This is a genomic window from Sphingomonas crusticola (assembly GCF_003391115.1).
Classification (GTDB): Bacteria; Pseudomonadota; Alphaproteobacteria; order Sphingomonadales; family Sphingomonadaceae; genus Sphingomonas_I; species Sphingomonas_I crusticola.
In genome coordinates this window covers 118493-135853 of record NZ_QTJP01000001.1, presented here as the reverse complement: position 1 = coordinate 135853, position 17361 = coordinate 118493, and the positions used below count along the sequence as shown (strand labels likewise).

16 protein-coding genes and 1 tRNA gene are annotated in these 17361 nt (G+C 63.5%); 8 read left to right on the top strand and 9 right to left on the bottom strand.

Translation table 11 applies throughout. The features are described 5' to 3' along the window. The first annotated feature begins 43 nt into the window (after positions 1-43). Entirely contained in the window at positions 44-451 is a 408-nt protein-coding gene (locus DX905_RS00655) for a DUF3775 domain-containing protein (protein ID WP_116089608.1), read from the top strand. 3 nt (positions 452-454) lie between these two features. On the opposite strand, the gene DX905_RS00650 is transcribed toward DX905_RS00655, so the two are convergent. From DX905_RS00650 to DX905_RS00635, 4 genes are read right to left on the bottom strand one after another with little or no spacing between them, the layout of a single operon-like run. Beyond that, positions 455-967, bottom strand: coding sequence for a 2'-5' RNA ligase family protein (locus DX905_RS00650; protein ID WP_116092221.1), 513 nt, complete (start codon positions 965-967; stop codon positions 455-457). Further along, a complete protein-coding gene (locus DX905_RS00645; protein ID WP_116089607.1) occupies positions 957-1544 on the bottom strand; it encodes a PRC-barrel domain-containing protein in 588 nt (195 codons plus the stop codon). The genes DX905_RS00650 and DX905_RS00645 overlap by 11 nt, the downstream gene beginning before the upstream one ends. A gap of 16 nt (positions 1545-1560) precedes the next feature. Next, on the bottom strand, positions 1561-2121 hold the full coding sequence (locus tag DX905_RS00640) for a nucleotidyltransferase family protein (protein WP_116089606.1): 561 nt from the start codon (positions 2119-2121) through the stop codon (positions 1561-1563). A 6-nt stretch (positions 2122-2127) separates the two neighbouring features. Further along, a complete protein-coding gene (locus DX905_RS00635; protein WP_116089605.1) occupies positions 2128-4074 on the bottom strand; it encodes a potassium transporter Kup in 1947 nt (648 codons plus the stop codon). 165 nt (positions 4075-4239) lie between these two features. Here DX905_RS00635 and ald point away from each other — a divergent pair, with 165 nt between their 5' ends. Together ald and DX905_RS00625 are read left to right on the top strand one after the other, a co-directional pair. After that, positions 4240-5334: an alanine dehydrogenase gene (ald, locus tag DX905_RS00630; protein ID WP_116089604.1), complete on the top strand. Its 1095-nt coding sequence runs from the start codon at positions 4240-4242 to the stop codon at positions 5332-5334. Between the two features lie 40 nt (positions 5335-5374). Beyond that, positions 5375-5893 (top strand): biliverdin-producing heme oxygenase, encoded by a 519-nt coding sequence (locus DX905_RS00625; RefSeq protein WP_116089603.1) that lies wholly within the window; start codon positions 5375-5377, stop codon positions 5891-5893. Here the strand turns inward: DX905_RS00625 and DX905_RS00620 are convergent, their stop codons facing one another. Continuing rightward, complete coding sequence (locus DX905_RS00620) at positions 5894-8071, bottom strand: histidine kinase dimerization/phosphoacceptor domain -containing protein (protein ID WP_240320666.1); 2178 nt, start codon at positions 8069-8071, stop codon at positions 5894-5896. 90 nt (positions 8072-8161) lie between these two features. Beyond that, complete coding sequence (gene cysQ, locus DX905_RS00615) at positions 8162-8992, bottom strand: 3'(2'),5'-bisphosphate nucleotidase CysQ (RefSeq protein WP_116089601.1); 831 nt, start codon at positions 8990-8992, stop codon at positions 8162-8164. Between the two features lie 87 nt (positions 8993-9079). Between cysQ and cysD the strand changes: the two genes are divergently transcribed. The 3 genes from cysD to DX905_RS00600 are packed head-to-tail and all read left to right on the top strand — an operon-like array spanning position 9080 to position 13366. Further along, a complete protein-coding gene (gene cysD / locus DX905_RS00610) occupies positions 9080-9982 on the top strand; it encodes a sulfate adenylyltransferase subunit CysD (protein WP_116089600.1) in 903 nt (300 codons plus the stop codon). Continuing rightward, positions 9982-11889 carry a sulfate adenylyltransferase subunit CysN gene (cysN, locus tag DX905_RS00605; RefSeq protein ID WP_116089599.1) on the top strand — a complete coding sequence of 636 codons (1908 nt, stop codon included), beginning with the start codon at positions 9982-9984 and terminating at the stop codon, positions 11887-11889. Before cysD ends, cysN begins: the two co-directional genes overlap by 1 nt. Positions 11890-11929: 40 nt before the next feature. Beyond that, positions 11930-13366, top strand: coding sequence for a class I SAM-dependent methyltransferase (locus DX905_RS00600; protein WP_116089598.1), 1437 nt, complete (start codon positions 11930-11932; stop codon positions 13364-13366). On the opposite strand, the gene DX905_RS00595 is transcribed toward DX905_RS00600, so the two are convergent. Beyond that, complete coding sequence (locus DX905_RS00595; protein WP_116089597.1) at positions 13355-13942, bottom strand: NADPH-dependent FMN reductase; 588 nt, start codon at positions 13940-13942, stop codon at positions 13355-13357. The two genes, DX905_RS00600 and DX905_RS00595, sit on opposite strands and share 12 nt — an antisense overlap. Before the next feature lie 152 nt (positions 13943-14094). Here DX905_RS00595 and DX905_RS00590 point away from each other — a divergent pair, with 152 nt between their 5' ends. Beyond that, on the top strand, positions 14095-15408 hold the full coding sequence (locus DX905_RS00590) for a gluconate:H+ symporter (RefSeq protein WP_116089596.1): 1314 nt from the start codon (positions 14095-14097) through the stop codon (positions 15406-15408). A gap of 45 nt (positions 15409-15453) precedes the next feature. Here the strand turns inward: DX905_RS00590 and DX905_RS00585 are convergent, their stop codons facing one another. Together DX905_RS00585 and DX905_RS00580 are read right to left on the bottom strand one after the other, a co-directional pair. Further along, positions 15454-16032 (bottom strand): methylated-DNA--[protein]-cysteine S-methyltransferase, encoded by a 579-nt coding sequence (locus tag DX905_RS00585; RefSeq protein ID WP_116089595.1) that lies wholly within the window; start codon positions 16030-16032, stop codon positions 15454-15456. A 98-nt stretch (positions 16033-16130) separates the two neighbouring features. Continuing rightward, positions 16131-16205: transfer RNA gene (locus tag DX905_RS00580), tRNA-Val, on the bottom strand. 197 nt (positions 16206-16402) lie between these two features. Between DX905_RS00580 and DX905_RS00575 the strand changes: the two genes are divergently transcribed. Next, positions 16403-17257 (top strand): N-formylglutamate amidohydrolase, encoded by an 855-nt coding sequence (locus tag DX905_RS00575; protein ID WP_275896052.1) that lies wholly within the window; start codon positions 16403-16405, stop codon positions 17255-17257. The last annotated feature ends 104 nt before the right edge of the window (positions 17258-17361 follow it).

Here is a 17361-nt window from a genome sequence, read left to right as displayed (position 1 = left end):
CGGCTCCTCGTTCGCGTTTTGAATTTGAGGAGGATTGGCCGAGATGGACCTTTCGACGCCGTTGGAGACGATCTGCCGCTTGATCATCCGGGCTCGCGAGCTGGAAGCGCAGGTACCGTCCATCGAAACTGACGACGAACAGGATCCGACCGATTCGGATGACGAGTTTGCCGTCCTGGAGGATGAGGCGAACGAGGCGATCGAGGAGGAGATGCTGGCCCTGCTCGACGATCTCGGCGACGATCAGGTCCAGGAATTACTCGCCCTCGCGTGGGTGGGACGTGGTACCTATGACGCGAGCGAGTGGAGTGAAGCGCTCGAGGCTGCCGCCGATCCCGATGCCGAGGATCCGGCCGAGCAGTTGCTCGACATGCCCACGCTGGCCGCCTATCTCGATGCCGGCCTGGCGGCCTTCGACCTGAGCTGTGACGGGCTCGGCCAGCTGGACTGACGCTCAACCGCGGAACTTATGGCGCGCCACCGGCTCCCATGGCCCGCCGCGGTAGCGCCAAACCGCCAGCCCCTCGACCGTTATGGTCCTCGGCGTGAAAGCGGCGGCCATAGCGGAGTACAAAGCTTTAGCCTGGTGCGGCGGAACCTTATTCTGAATCGTCACGTGCGGCCGCCAGCCGGCGGCATCCTGCGGCGTCAGCATGCCGGCAAAGGCGTCGGCGAGATCCTCACGAATCAAGCTCAATCCGGGTGAGGCGATCCGAATCGCGACTCCTCCCCCGAGGTTCATCATCCCCGCCGCATCCGCGCGCGGTCTTGCCCCACGCGTTACCTCCGCCAGGCGCTGATTGAGTTCCGCGGCAAGCGAGGGCGGCAAATGGTGGAACAAGGTCAGGTGGGCCGGCAGCTGGTTGCGCTCGGGTGGGAAATGCGCACGCCGCAGACCATCGAACCAGCTGAAATCCTGCGCGCCGAACAGCGCCGAGACGATCAGCGGCGCGACTTCAGGCGACACCGGCGGCCGCCGCGGTTGGCGGCCATTCGCCCGGGGCAAGTTCGGGCCGGCGCGCAAGCCTATAGCGATCCAGTTGGGTCGTCATGCCGCCCTCATGCATCGTCACCTCGCCCCAGCCGAGCGCGTGCAACCGCTCCCCTACCCCGCCGACGCCCCCCTCGCTCACCACGATATAGCTGATCCCGCCGCCATCGCAGGCAGCCATCGCGTCCACAGCGGTCGCGATCACTTCGCCGTCGGCACCCCGCACGGGCATCCCTTCAATCTTGGTCAGCGCGAACAAGGTCGGGGCTGCCGCCTTTGCGCTTTGAACTGTGGCTGCGGTGGCGCCGGCGTCGTAACGTGCCTTGCGCCCGAGCCAGCGCCACACGCCCACTACATCGACCACCAACAGAAAGGCGTTGCTCAACAGCAGATTTTGCTGGCCGGTCTGTGCCCCGACGATGATCCAGGCCACTGCGCCGACCGAGAAGACGACGAAGCCCCAGCCGGTTATGCGCGTGCCCAGATTCGCTGCGGTCATGATCGCAGCGATCATTGTCGCGGCGGGCGCGATCCATCCGGCAAGCGCAAACATTCCCGTCTCCCTGCTGTTAAGAGAAACTCGAACGCCGGCCGGGCGCGCGCGATCCGTAGCGGATGGCAACGCGCAGCGACGCTTGCGTGTCGATATCGATGATATTGCCGGCATTGCCGCGAACGAAGGCGGTCTGCAGCTTCCCAGCGAAGCCGGCATCCCCGGCCGTCCACGCCTTCCGCGCTGCTGCCACGCGGACCAACATCGGGTGCCCAGGATCGCCGCGAAAGCGCGGGCGTATCGCCGCCATATCGGGTTCGAGCACCATATGTGGCGCGCGTGCAAACGGCATATCCGCCAGGAAGATCAGCACCTCGCGTTCGACCGGTCGCAAGGCGGCAAGACCGATGCGCAAGCTGGCGGAGAGGCCTCGTTTTGCCTGTCTTGCCCGAACGACCGTGACGCCCGACATGCGCGTTGCGCGGGAAACAACGACAATGATTCGCTTCGCGCCCGAGAGCTGCGCGTTGGCGACCACGTGGTGGAGCAGAGAACGACCTTGCAGCCGCGTTCGCAGCTTGTCGCGGTATCCGAAGCGGCGCGATGCCCCGGCCGCGAGCACGATCGCGGCGCGCATCGCGGCCTAGATTTCGACCTGGCTGCCGAGCTCGACCACGCGATTGGTCGGCAGGCGGAAGAATTCCATCGCGCTTTCGGCATTTCGCAGCATCCACGCGAAAAGCTTTTCACGCCAGATCGCCATTCCCGGCCGCGACGAGGCGATCAGGGTCTGGCGCGCCAGGAAGAAACTCGTGTCCATCATCTTGAACTTGGCGCCGCATTCCGTTGCCAACGCCAGTGCGGCAGGCACATCGGGCTCTTCCATGAAGCCATAACGCACGACCAGCCGGTAGAATCCGGATTCCAGGTCCTCGAACCAGATCCGCTTGGTCGCATTGACGTAGGGCACGTCCTCAATCTTCACGGTCAGCAGTATCACGCGCTCATGCAGCACCTTGTTGTGCTTGAGATTGTGGAGCAGCGCGTGGGGAACGCCGCCCGCGCTCGAGGTCATGAACACGGCGGTGCCGGGCACGCGCGTCGCTGAATTGACAGCCGAGCGGACGAATACCGGTACCGGGATGGCCGCTTCGCGCATCCGTTCGATCATGAGGCTGCGGCCGCGCGCCCAGGTGGTTAGCAACGTGAAGATGATGAAGCCCATCAGCAGCGGGAACCAGCCGCCATCGGGCACCTTGGTCATGTTCGCTGCGAAATAGGCGCCGTCCACCAGGAAGAAGGCGGCAACCATCAACCCCGCGACGATCTTGTTCCACTTCCACAGGTTGAACAGCACGACCGCGATCAGGCAGGTGTCGATCAGCATCGCCCCGCTGACCGCGATGCCATAAGCTGCCGCCAGATTGGATGAGGTACGGAAGAACAGCACCAGCAGCATCACCATGATCATCAGCGCCCAATTGACCGCCGGAATATAGATCTGCCCGGCCGAGCTTGCGCTAGTATGCTCGATCCTCAAACGCGGCATGAAGCCGAGCTGGATAGCCTGCTGCGTGACTGAGAACGCTCCCGATATCACGGCCTGAGAGGCGATAACCGTGGCCATCGTTGCCAGGATGACGAGCGGCAGCCGCACATTTTCGGGCGCCATCAGGAAGAAGGGATTATGGATGATGCGCGTGAGTTCGGCCGGCGTTGCCGAAAGGAACATGGCGCCCTGGCCAAGATAGTTCAGCATCAGCGCCGGCAGCACGAATACCAGCCATGACAGCCCGATCGGACGGCGGCCGAAATGCCCCATGTCGGCGTAGAGCGCCTCCGCGCCCGTCACGGCCAGCACGACCGAACCCATCGCGAGGAAGGCACGAATGCCGTCGTCGACGAAGAAGCGAAACGCATAATAAGGGTTGAGGGCGGCGAACACCTCCGGCGCGGCGATAATGTTGACGATGCCGAGCACGGCCAGCACGAGGAAATAGACCAGCATGATCGGACCGAACAGCAGGCCGACCTTGCCGACGCCGCGCGACTGGATCGCGAACAGGCCGACGAGAATGCCGACCGCGATCGGAATGACGAAGCTGCCGAAATGGTGATTGACGACGGCGAGACCCTCGACCGCGGTCAACACCGACATGGCTGGCGTGATCATGCTGTCGCCATAGAACAAGGCGGTCGCGAACACGCCGAGCAGGATCAGCCCCTTTGTCCAGCGCGCCTTGGTCGAACCCGAACGCGAGATCAGGGCCAACAGGGCGAGGCTGCCACCCTCCCCCTTATTGTCAGCGCGCATGATGATGCTGACATATTTGATCGTCACCACGATCATCATCGACCAGAAGATCAGGCTGAGGACGCCCAGGACATTGGCCGGGCTAGGCTCCAGCGTATGGTGGCCGGCAAAGGTCTCGCGAAATGCGTAGAGCGGGCTCGTGCCGATGTCACCGAACACCACACCGACTGCACCCAGGGCAAGCCGACCGAGACCCTGAGGATGCCCATGCGTATCCGCGCCGAGCGGTGGCTCGAGCTTGTCAGCATTTTCTTGAACGACGATGCCGGATGTCATTTAAGCGAGGAAACCTCAAGTGAACGCAGCTGGAGGGTTCTAACGCCCGGCTCCCTCTCCGGTATCAGCGGCGGGCCGATAGCACTTCACCCATAGAGCCGCAACGGGCGACAGGAGCATCGCGCATGGCTATGCGTTGCCCCATCAGAAATCAGGAGAAGACGCATGCGCATCGGCGTGCCGAAAGAAATCAAGAATCACGAATATCGCGTCGGCCTCACCCCGCCTTCGGTCGCGGAGCTGGTGGGCGCAGGACATCAAGTGGTGGTCGAAACCGGCGCTGGCAAGGGCATCGACTTCGAGGATGCCGATTATGTTGAAGCCGGCGCTGCGATCCTGCCGGACGCCGACGCGGTGTTCGCCCAGGCAGAGATGATTGTAAAGGTGAAGGAGCCGCAGCCGATCGAGATAGCGCGGCTTCGCCCCGATCATCTGCTCTTCACCTATCTCCATCTCGCTGCCGACAAGCCGCAGGCAGAGGGCCTGATGAAATCAGGCGCGACCTGTATTGCTTATGAAACGGTGACCGCGCGCGACGGATCGTTGCCGCTGCTGAAGCCGATGTCCGAAGTGGCGGGCCGCATGGCCGTTCAGGTCGGTGCCCATTATCTCGAAAAGGAGCAAGGCGGGCGCGGCGTGCTGTTGGGGGGTGTTCCTGGCGTCGCACCGGCGCGCGTCGCCATCCTCGGCGGCGGCGTCTCCGGCGTAAACGCGGCGCAGATGGCCGTCGGCATGCGGGCCGACGTCACGATCTACGACATTTCGAATGCGCGTCTGGCCGAGCTCGACATGTTCTTTTCCAACCAGATCAAGACCGCTTATGCATCTCGCGCCGCGATCGCGGCTGCCGTCGCACGCGCGCATCTCGTGATCGGCGCGGTGCTGATCCCAGGCGCGGCTGCGCCCAAGCTGGTAACGCGCGATATGCTCAAGACGATGAAACGCGGATCGGTGTTGGTGGACATCGCCATCGACCAGGGCGGCTGCTTTGAAACCAGCCATGCGACGACGCATGATGACCCCGTGTTCGAGGTCGACGGCATCATCCATTATTGCGTAGCGAACATGCCGGGCGCAGTTGCCCGCACCTCGGCCTTCGCGCTCAACAACGCCACCCTCCCCTTCGCGCTCAAGCTTGCCAATCTTGGCGCAGAGGCAGCGATGGCCGCCGACCCGCACCTCGCCAATGGCCTGAACGTGTCGGGCGGCAGGATTCGCCATGCCGCTGTGGCGGAAGCGCTCGAATTGCCGCTGAACTAGGCTCGTGCAAGAAGTGCAGGCTACGGCTTGGCCGGCAGAAATGTCGGCCCGGTCGGCGTTACGCTCCGCGACCGCCAAGAACCATGTAATGGTCGATGCCGCGTTTGGGCGGTTCGATTTGGCCGACCGCGGCTCGTACGGGAGTTTCCTGACGGCGCATGCGCGTGCTCTGCCGGCGGTCGAGAAGGCGCTGGAGCACGTGCCGGCCCTGCCCGCATTCGGCGTCCGTGCCGACCTCCTCCGCCAGGATTTGAACCAGCTAGGCCTGCCGATGCCCGCGCCACTGCCATTCCCCGTGCCGCTATCGCAAGCGGCGGGCTTCGGCGCGCTCTATGTTAGCGAAGGTTCGCGCCTCGGCGGGGCGATGCTCGCACGTCAGGTCCATCCCGAACTGCCGCATACCTATCTGTCTGCTACCCATGAGGCCGGCGACTGGCGGGCCTTCGGGCGATTGCTCGATAGCGCCGCTCTGGCAGGCGGACGATCGTGGCTGGACGATGCGATACGTTCCGCCCGGGCCACCTTCGACCTCTACGCGGAGGCGGCGAGTACGGCTTAGTCAGGTCTTATCGACCGGCGCGGTCACGATTACCCGTAGCCCAGGTTGGTTGTCGCCTTGCTCGATCGTGCCGCCGAGGCTCTGGACCATGGCATCGATCATTCGCGTGCCGAAACCGACGCGTGCCTGCACCTTGCCGGATCCGCTGTCCGCTACGATCAGGCGAAATTTGTCGCGATGTTCTTCAACCGACACCGCGAGCGGACCAGGCTGCCCGTTATAGGCGTATTTGTTGGCGTTTATGACCAGTTCGGTCAGGATCAGTCCGACATGGACGGCGCGATCGGCCGAAACCAGCACTGGTGCCAGATCCAGTCGGAGGCATCGCTGCCACTCGCTACCCAGCGCGGCGGTCATGTCCCCGACCAGTTCTTCAAGATAACGGGAGAGGTCGACCGTCTCGACCTGGTCGCCTTGATAAAGCCGGCGATGAACCAGCGCGACGGCGGAAAGGCGGCGCTGCGCCTCGCCAAGGTGAAGAGCCAATATATTGTCATCGGCTGCTCGCGCCTGCAGGCCAAGAAAGGCTTGGACGAGTTGCAGACTGTTCTGCACGCGATGGTTTACCTCGCGCATCAGATGGTCTTTCTCGGCGATCAGCTCCTGCTTTTCGGCAAGGGTTACGCCCAATTCGCGGTTGAGTTCGCGCAATCTTCGCGCCTGACGAAGTTCGCTGACGGTGCGGCGCAAATGTGCTGCGGCATCAATCTCGCCCAGCGTCCAGCGCCGGGAGCGCCCGCATACTTCCTCGCGCCATGCGTCAAACGAACTGCGGGGCGTGAGCGCACCAGACTGACTGTTGGTCGCCTTGTGGGGATTGCCGGCCCACTCGACGATCTCGGGTTCCTCGGCGCGAAACCACATCAAAAGCGGCGCCCCTTCGCCAGCAAGCGACATCGCCAGCAAGCCGCTAGCGGAAGCACGAAATGCCTGCCCCGGCGCATAATGATCCCCTAATTCGGCGGTCGCGAAGGGTTCGGCCACCCCGCGGGCGCTCAGCCAGCGGGCCAGCGCCCTGATTCCCTCTTGCGAGGGCGTGACGCCGGATGTGAAGATGTTCTGCCCGCTAATGGCGGCGAAGCCATCCGCCGCGAGCAGACGGCGGAAATCCTCGCCATGCTCGTCGAACCAGTCTGTCGACGGCTGATTTTGGTCGAGCCGCGCGACCAGGGTTTCCTCGGACGAGCGCAACCTTATCCGTTCGCGATAGGCTGCTGCTTCCTCCTTCGCGCGGATCTGCCGTGCCAATCCGCCGGCCAGAGCCTGGCAGGCAACGCGGGCCGGGTAGCTGATCCGGCGTGGCACGGGATTGTGGCAGGCGATCAGCCCCCATAGCAGGCCATCCTTGACGATGGAGACCGATGCCGAGGCGGCGACACCCATATTTTTGAGATATTGCAAATGGATTGGCGAAACCGAGCGCAGGGCCGCATCGCTGAGATCGATGCCGCCCAACCCGCTTTCCTTCGGGCGGATAGGCGCAGGCTGGTAAGATACGTCCGGGATCACGCGCACCCGGTTGCGAACATAGAGCGCGCGCGCCTGCTGCGGGATGTCGGAGGCCGGGAAATGATGGTTGAGAAACGAGGCGAGCGCCGGATCACGATCCTCCGCCAGCACTACACCCGCACCGTCGTCTAGAAAGCGGTACACCATCACCCGGGCAAAACCGGTCAGTTCGCGAAAACCGATGGCGGCGCGTTCGCAGAGGGAAATGAGATCCGTCGCGCGCTCGAAGCTGGTCCCGATCGCGTCGAGCCGCAACAAAGTCGCGGTCGCAGAGCCAGCGAATTCGGCCTGAGGCTCGAGCTCGACCAGCACATGATCGCCAACGAGGTGCAGCGCCGCGTCAAAACTCTCGCCTGATCCTTGTACGGTTTCCAGCACGGCGTTGGCGCCGCCGCCCGTCGATGATTGTGTCGGCTCGAGGTCGACCGGCTGGTTCAACAATTCGGCCAAGGGTCGATCGTGCCACGCAGGGGTAAGGCGGCCTTCGATATCTCCCGCACCGGCCACCACCCGCAGGGAGGCTCGGTCGGCGATCAGGAGCAGACCGTGCGGCTGGATCGCCCCGGAAATGTGGATTGGCTCACGATCGCAGGCCGTCAGATCGGGCGATTGCGTATCGGATGCTCCCGCTCGCGCGGCTCGACCAACCGGATCCACCTCAATCGCCAAACTCGTCGACCCCCGCCGATACCAAGCATCGAACGCCGGGCCCGTAACAATAATCGTGGCTTAGCGAAACCGAGGAGTCATTGATCTGAATCAACGCTGTTCCTCAGTCGCCAGAAATGGAGCGATCGCCGGAGCGTGGAGGCGGCCGGCCGCAACAAAGCCGGCATTAAAAAAACGTGGCTTGCCGTAGAGCATCGGAGTGCCGTCCGGCGCGCTGAGCGTTCCCCCTGCCGCACGCAGCACGGCGTCGCCGGCGGCGATGTCCCATTCCATCGTCGGCGCGAGGCGCGGATAGAGGTCCGCCTCGCCGCACGCGACCATACAAATCTTGAGGGAGGAACCGCGGGAGACGCGTGTCGCGACCTTGAATTGGTCAAGATACGCCTCGGTTGCGGGAGAATTGTGGGAACGCGATGCCACTGCCGACAGCCCCGCTACCGGGACGTCGCGAACGCTCAGTAAGCGCGGTGCGCCGATCGCACCATTTTCGGCGACGATAGCAGACCAGGCGATGCCGCGTCGGACGTCGCCGGCGAAGAGCCGGCGCTCGACCGGCGCGAACACTATTCCCAGGCTCGGCGCATGATCCTCGATCAGCGCCACGTTGACCGTGAAGTCGCCATTGCGGCTGACGAACTCCTTGGTGCCGTCAAGCGGATCGACCAGATAGAAATGCCCGTCCGTATCGGGGATGCGTCCGGCGGACGCTTCTTCCTCCGCCACCACCGGCACAGCGGGACAGAGCCGCGCCAGTGCCGCCAGGATGATCTTCTCGCCGGCCGCATCCGCGGCGGTTACCGGGGATGCATCGTCCTTCATCGTGACCGCGAATTCGCTCTGGTAAATCGCCATGATCGCGGCGCCCGCGGTGACGCACGCCTCAGCAAGCGCCTGCAGCAATGCGTCGCGGTCCATATCCATCGAACTCGCCTAAGCCATGCCGCATTGCGGCGGCAAAGAATTTATGTTGCGACACGCACCGGGCGTCGTGCTTTTGGGCGCAACGATATGATCGCATCGCTTACCCATCTCCAGAGGCTCGAAGCCGAAAGCATCCACATCCTGCGCGAGGTTGTCGCGGAGACGGAAAAGCCGGTCATGCTTTACTCGGTCGGCAAGGATTCGGCAGTGATGCTGCACCTTGCGCGCAAGGCCTTCTATCCCTCCCCCCCGCCCTTTCCGCTGCTGCATGTCGACACGACGTGGAAGTTCAGGGCGATGTACGAACTGCGCGAGCGGGCCGCGCGTGACGCCGGCATGGAATTACTCGTCTATCAAAATCCAGAGGCCAAGGCGCGTGGGATCAACCCGTTCGACCATGGCAGTCTTCATACCGACTTGTGGAAGACCGAAGGGCTCAAACAGGCGCTCGACTTGTACGGCTTCGACGCCGCGTTCGGCGGCGCGCGGCGTGACGAGGAGAAGAGCCGCGCCAAGGAGCGCATCTTCTCTTTCCGCTCGGCCAACCATCGCTGGGATCCAAAAAACCAGCGGCCGGAATTATGGCACCTCTATAACGCCAGGAAGGCCAAGGGAGAGAGCATCCGGATTTTTCCGATCTCCAATTGGACCGAGCTCGACATTTGGCAATATATCCATCTCGAGCAGATCGAGATCGTACCGCTCTATTTCGCTGCGCCACGCCCGACCGTGGAGCGCGATGGGTTGATCCTGATGGTGGACGACGAGCGCTTTCCGCTGAATCCTGGCGAAACCCCGGTCGAACGCTCGATTCGCTTCCGTACGCTGGGTGATTATCCACTCACCGGTGCGGTCGAGAGTATGGCGACGAGCCTGCCCGAGGTGATCCAGGAGATGCTGCTCACCACCACGTCCGAGCGGCAGGGTCGCGCCATCGATCACGATCAGACGGCCAGCATGGAGAAAAAGAAACAGGAGGGCTATTTCTGATGGGCGAGCCCTCTTCCTATGAGACCGACGCGCTGATCGCCCAGGATATCGAGGCCTATCTCGACCGGCACCAGCATAAGAGCCTGCTGCGGTTCATCACCTGCGGTTCGGTAGACGACGGAAAGTCCACGCTTATCGGGCGGTTGCTGTACGATTCGAAGATGATCTTCGAGGATCAGCTGGCGGCGCTCGAAGCGGATTCGAAGCGCGTCGGGACGCAAGGCCAGAATATCGACTTCGCATTGCTGGTCGACGGCCTTGCCGCCGAACGCGAGCAAGGCATTACGATCGACGTCGCCTACCGCTTTTTCGCGACCGATCGGCGTAAGTTCATCGTCGCCGACACGCCGGGCCACGAACAATATACCCGCAACATGGTCACGGGAGCGTCGACAGCGGATCTGGCCGTCATCTTGATCGACGCGCGCAAGGGGGTGCTCACCCAAACGCGGCGCCACTCCTATCTCTGCCAGCTGATCGGCATCCGCAACATCGTGCTGGCGGTGAATAAGATGGACCTGATCGCTTATGACCAGGCTAGGTACGACGCGATCGTCGCCGATTACCGATCATTCGCCGAATCGATTGGAATCAAGAGCTTCCTGCCTATGCCGATTTCTGGCTTCGCAGGGGACAATGTCACGATCAGGTCCGCTGACCTTCTCTGGTATGACGGCCCGACGCTGATGGAGCATCTCGAGCACGTTCCGCTGGATACCGATGCCGATCGCTCCAGGCCATTCCGCTTGCCGGTGCAGTGGGTCAATCGGCCCAATCTCGACTTCCGCGGTTTCTCCGGCTTGATCGCGGGCGGCACGGTCAAGCCCGGCGATCCAGTGCGCATTCTGCCGAGCGGCAAAAGCTCCACGATCGACCGCATCGTAACCTTCGACGGCGATCTCGGCGAAGCTGTCGCCGGGCAGTCGGTGACGGTGACGCTCACTGACGAGGTCGATTGCTCGCGTGGCGACGTCATCGCGGCTGCAAGCGACCCGCCCGAGGCTGCAGATCAGTTCGAAGCGACGATTGTGTGGATGGCCGATGAGGCAATGCTGCCTGGGCGCTCTTACTGGCTGAAGCTTGGCAGTCAGACGGTTACCGCCAATGTCCAACCGCCAAAATACCAGCTTAATATTAATACGCTGGAGCACCTTGCAGCCAAGACGCTCGAGCTGAATGCGATCGGCGTTGCCAATCTCTCAACCGACCGGCCGCTCGTGTTCGAAGCTTACGGGAAGAGCCGAGATCTCGGTGGCTTCATCCTGATCGACAAGTTCACCAACGCGACGGTCGCTGCGGGCATGATCCATTTTTCGCTGCGCCGCGCCCAGAATATTCACTGGCAAGCAACGGACGTCACACGCGAGCGCCGCGCCGCCTTGATGCGGCAGAAGCCGGCCGTGTTGTGGTTCACCGGCCTGTCGGGCGCCGGCAAGTCGACGATCGCCAATCTGGTCGAGAAGAAGCTGACGCGGATGAACCGCCACACGTTCTTGCTCGACGGCGACAATGTGCGGCATGGCCTCAATCGCGATCTGGGCTTCACCGATGCCGACCGTGTCGAGAACATCCGTCGCGTCGGCGAGGTTGCTCGGTTGATGACCGACGCCGGCCTGATCGTCATCACCGCCTTCATCTCACCGTTCCGTGCCGAACGCGATATGGTGCGTCAGATGCTGCCCGCGGGCGAGTTCGTGGAAATCTTCATCGATACGCCCCTGGCTGAAGCCGAGCGGCGCGACGTGAAGGGTCTTTATGCCAAGGCGCGAGCCGGCGCGCTCAAGAATTTCACAGGCATCGACAGCCCCTACGAGGCGCCGGAGGATGCGGAGCTGCGGATCGATACGACCGCAATCACGCCGGAAGAGGCAGCAGACCGGATCGTCGAATATCTGCTCGACCGGTGACCGCTTGGCGCGGCCGGCCTCGCCCGCCTAAGGACGGGCGATGACTGCCATGCTCACGACCTACGATCAGGTCGCTTATCCCTCGATGATCTTCCGCAAGAGCCATCCGGATCGGCTGGCGGTGATCGCGCGGCTGCACGGGATGGAGCCGCCAGCTATCGAGACAGCGCGCGTGCTCCAGATCGGTGGGGGCGACGGGCTGGACGCGATCGCGCTCGCCACCGCTTTCCCACGCGCTCACTTCGTCAATTTCGACATTGCAGCGCAGCCGATCGCGCGTGGCCGGCGCTGGTCCGAGGCGGCTGGCATTGCCAATGTCCGCCACGAAATATTGGATATACTCGACGCGGGCGAACAGCTGGATGGCCCCTTCGACTATGTCATCGCCCATGGCATCTATGCGTGGGTTCCCGAGCCGGTGCGCGCGGCGGTCATGCCTTTAATCCGCCGGCTGCTCGCCCCCAATGGCGTCGCTTTCGTCAGCTACAACACCTTTCCTGGGGGCCACAGCCGCATCGCGCTGCGCGAGATGATGCGCCACCATGTCGCGCATATCACCAGCCCTCCAGAGCAACTCGCCGCCGTGCGTGCCCTGCTGCACAATTTCGTCAAGGCTCAACCGACTGACGAGCCGATCACTGCCGCCATGCGCCGCGAAGCGGAGGCCGCCTTGGCCTATCCGGATGGGCTGCTGTTCCATGACGGGTTGAACGCCTTTTACTACCCGCAGTCCTTCACTGCCGCGGTGCATGACGCGCAAGCGCATGGACTTAGCTATTTGGGCGAGGCCTCGGGTGGCGGGCTCGACAAAGGATTCCTGGATGCCGATCGGGCGGGAATTGAAGAGAAGGATTTGCTGCACCGCTTGCAGGCGCTGGATTACAGCAATGGCCGCTATTTCCGCACCAGCCTGTTCGTCCAAGCAGAGGCTCGCTTTTCGCGCGTTGCCTTCGACGAGGCCGCGCGGACTATGTGGGTAACCACTGGCGCGCGAGCGGCCACCGACGCGCTGTTTCAAGTCGGCAAGAGGACGATCCGCATCAATGACCCAGGCCGGGCGGCGCTTCTCCGGAGCATCATCGCCGCGCGACCAAACCGGATGCCTGTAGCTAGCCTTGCTGCCGACGCCGAACTGCTCGCCGCGCTACGGCATTATGCCCTCGAAGATATCGTGGAACTGTCGACCGTACCCGCGCCGTTCAGCAGCTCGCCCGCGGACAAGCCCCAAGCAAGTCCCCTCGCCCGTATGCAGATCGCCGAGGGATCTCCGACGGTCGCGACGCTGGATCACCAGCTCATCACCCTCCAGGATGAGGATCTGCGTCTTCTTATCCGCCTGCTGGACGGCACACGGGATCGGGTCGCGCTGAAACGTTGCTGGGCGGAGGGGGCCGCATCGATGCCGCTGGATCGGGCGCTCGAATTGATCGCGGCCAAAGCGTTGTTGGTCGCAGACCGTCAAGCTTCAGGCGACTGAGCCGGCTCTCCGCCAACGCGCGAATTCCACCACCTGCCGGGCGACCAACCCGATCTGGTCGCCAATCTTCGGGTCCAGAGCGGTCCCGTCTTCTTCGAACACCTTGCCCTCCGCCACGAACGCCGCGCCATAGGGCGTCGGCCATGCCCGCAACGCGTGGGCGATCGAACGGAGCGTCACCAGCGTCGTGCCGCATGCCAGCCAACCGAATGCGCTGACGATCGCACCAAAGGCGCAGCCGTCGAGATAGGGCCGATCATCGCGCGCCAGATCCTCAAGCAGGTCGAGCGCATTCTTCACCGGCCCGGTGATGCTACCGTGATAACCCGCGGAGGCGACGATTACTCCGTCGCACTCGCGCACCGCAGCAATGAAGGCGCACTCGTCCGAGGTTCGCTCGGTCCGGCCCGGAACATAGAGCGGCAATCCCGATATCAACGCGCCGTCGATCAGCCGCGTCCGTGCGCCCAACGCCTCAGCCGCGCGCAAAGCGCACCGCACCGCAAGTTCGCTGGTCGAATTGGCGCGCGACGTGCCGCCGATGCCGACAATCAAAGGCGAAAAGATTTCGGTCAACGGCCGCCTCCCTCACGTCCGCCTAGCGGGGCAGCCGGGGAGGCGCAACGCTCCCTCGCCGGGCGAGACATCAGTATGGCTGCTAGGAACTGCTACGAAAGTCGTAGATGGGCTAACTCGACGCTGCTCCGATGCATGGATAGACCCACGACATGACATTGCTGCCGATCTTTGCCGCCGTCGCCCTGCTCGTACTGCTCATTGCGGTACTCAAGGCCCCCCCGTTCGTCGCTTTCATCATTTCGGCGCTGGCAGCGGCTTTGATGCTCGGCATGCCGCTCGCCAAGATACCCGCGAGCATGGACCATGGCATTGGCGACCTGCTCGGCTCGCTCGCCGGCGTCATCATCCTCGGCGCCATGTTCGGCAAGCTGATTGCGGATAGCGGCGCGGCCGAGCGGATCGCCGAAAGCCTGACGCGGCTGTTCGGCCAGAAACGACTGCCGATCGCGATGACCTTCACCGGCTTCATCGTCGGCATACCGCTCTATTACAATGTCGGCTTCGTGCTGATGGTGCCGCTGATCTTCTCGATCACCTATCGCTCCAGGCTTCCCGCTGTTTACGTCGGCATGCCGCTGCTGGCGGGTCTCTCGATCGCCCACGGTTTTCTGCCGCCCCATCCTTCGCCGACCGCGTTGGTTACGCAATTCGGCGCCGATTTGGGCACGACCCTGCTCTACGGCATGATCGTCGGTATCCCGACCTTGCTGATCGCCGGCCCGCTCTTCTCGACGACGCTCAAAGGCATTGTCGGCACGCCTTCCGCACTGTTCAAGCCGTCCGAGACGCGAAGTGAAGCCTTGCCCGGCACGCTGAACAGCTTCGTCTGTGCGCTCCTGCCGGTCATCCTGATCGGCCTTGCCACCGCGCTCAATTACACGTCCGGCCTGCCGCCCGAGCAAAAGGCGCTGATCACGTTTATCGGCAACCCGACGATCGTTTTGCTGCTCTCGGTCATTATCGCCACTATCGCGCTCGGCACCGCGCGCGGTCGCCCGCTGGGCGAGATCATGGAAAGCTTCGGTGCCGCGGTGCGCGACATCGCCACGATCCTGATGATCATCGGCGGCGCGGGTGCCCTCAAGCAGGTCCTGATCGACAGCGGCGCCGACGTTCAGCTGGCAAGTCTGCTGCGGGACATCCCCTTGCCGCCGCTGATGCTGGGCTGGCTGATCGCCTTTGTCATCCGCATCGCGCTTGGCTCCGCGACTGTGGCCGGCCTCACTGCCGCCAGCCTTGTCCACCCGCTGGTCGTCACGACCAATGTCAATCCCAACCTGATGGTGCTGGCGGTCGGGGCTGGCAGCCTCATGTGCAGCCACGTCAATGATTCCGGCTTCTGGATGTTCAAGGAATATTTCGGGCTGAGCTTGCGCGACACCTTCCGCTCCTGGTCTCTGATGGAGACGATCGTCGGTACGTTCGGGCTGATCTTCGTACTGATCCTGAGCCTGTGGGTGTGAGGCGCGATCACGTCGAACGAAGCCGGTCTTCGCGAGAATGATGGGCTAGAAGCCGAACCCGCCCTGCCCTTCGCTCTTTTGAACGACCTTCACCGGCGCGGGCAGGCAGCCCTCGAGCTCTAGCATCCGCGCCTTGGCTTGCGATCCACCCGGCGCTGAAAAGCCCCCGATCTTGCCGCCGGCTGCGAGTACGCGGTGGCAGGGAATGATGAGCGGAACAGGATTGCGCGCCATGGCCTGCCCCACGTCGCGCGCCACCTCCGGTCCATAGCCGAGCGCCCGCGCGACCGCGCCATAGGTGGTGGTTTCGCCCCAGGGCAGTTTGCGGACGTGGGCGTAGATGCGGACAAGCAGCGGCTCCGGCTCGCCCAGTTCGAGCGGAACCTCGGCAAAGTCGATCTTCGCGCCTGTGAAATAACGCTGTACGCCCGTCGCCACGGCAGCGATGTCCGTGGGCGGATCAGCCGGGGCGGCGTCCGGCTGCCGGCGAAGGACAGCGCGCGCCGCGTCCTTGGCCGTCGCGGCCGGGAGACGCAAGCCGGTGATAGCCGCCGCATTCCACACGACCGCCGCAAAGCCATGGTCGGTCTCGAATATATGATAGTGAAGATAGGAGCTGTTCATGCGGCCTCGCGCCCTACCTGTTCGAACTCTGCCTTTACGGTCGCTTTTTCAAGGCATGAAAAAGCCCCGGAAAACATGACGTTCTCCGGGGCTCGATCTGGTGGGCGTGGCAAGGATTGAACTTGCGACCCCTGCGATGTCAACACAGTGCTCTACCACTGAGCTACACGCCCACTGAGCGCGCATGAATCGCGCCCGGAAAGGGGTTCGCGGCTGTTAGCGGAGGGGTTGGCATCGCGCAACCCGCTGTCGCAAGTGCCTGCTACCGACGTACACGATCGGCATTCTGCTGCGTGGCAGTGCTCGGGCTGGATGCGCCAATAACTCTAAACCGCTTCATCGTACCGCCTTTTCCATCTACCAAGACCGCGTGTCTGCCCCATCGCCTCCATCGCCTTGGTTTGAGCGTCTCGGCCCAAGCGGGGCGGATACTCCCTTGGTCTGCGCGGTGCCGCACGCAGGGCGCTATTATCCGCCGGCGCTACTGGCGGCGAGCGCGGTGCCCAATGCCCTCCTGGAGCAGTTGGAGGATCGGCATGCCGATCGGCTGATCGCGGCGACAATCGAGCTGGGCGCGGTCGCGATCGTGGCCCGGGTGGCACGCGCCTGGATCGACCTCAATCGTGGGGAGGACGATCTCGATCCGGCATTGCGGGATCCACCCGGCAGCGGCCCTCCACCCAGTGCGCGGGCGCGTTCCGGCCTCGGCTTGCTGCCGCAGCGCATCGGCCGACGCGAACTGTGGCGTATATTGCCTTCAGCCGCCTCAGCGGCGGCACGCATCGCCAGCGTTCATCGGCCATATCATGCCGCGATCGCCGAGGCGCTCGACGCGGCAAGCCGGCGATTCGGCTATGCCATATTGATCGACTGCCATTCGATGCCGACGCTCACCGGCCTCCGCCCCGCCCGAATCGTGATTGGAGATGGTCATGGCGCCTCGGCTGGCAAGGGCGTCGCCGCGGCCGTGGCGCGCGCCGCGCGGGAGCTTGGTTACGCCACGGCACTCAATGCACCTTATGCGGGCGCGCACGGCATTGCCCGTCATGGCCGGCCTGGGCAAAATATTCACGCGCTGCAGATCGAGGTCGATCGTGCGCTTTACCTTGAGCGCGATATGCGGACAGTTTCCAGCGGATTGGAGCAGGCCCACCAACTCGTCGCGTCATTGGCGAGCGCGGCTATGGCCGCCGTCGAACCGTCACTCGCTATCGCCGCCGAATGACCTGTAAGGCTCTGATAAAAAAGCCACCCCGTGCTTTCGCACGGAGTGGCCAAGGTTCAGGGAGGAAACGCACCGAAGTGCGCTAATGCCCGGCCGCGAAAGGG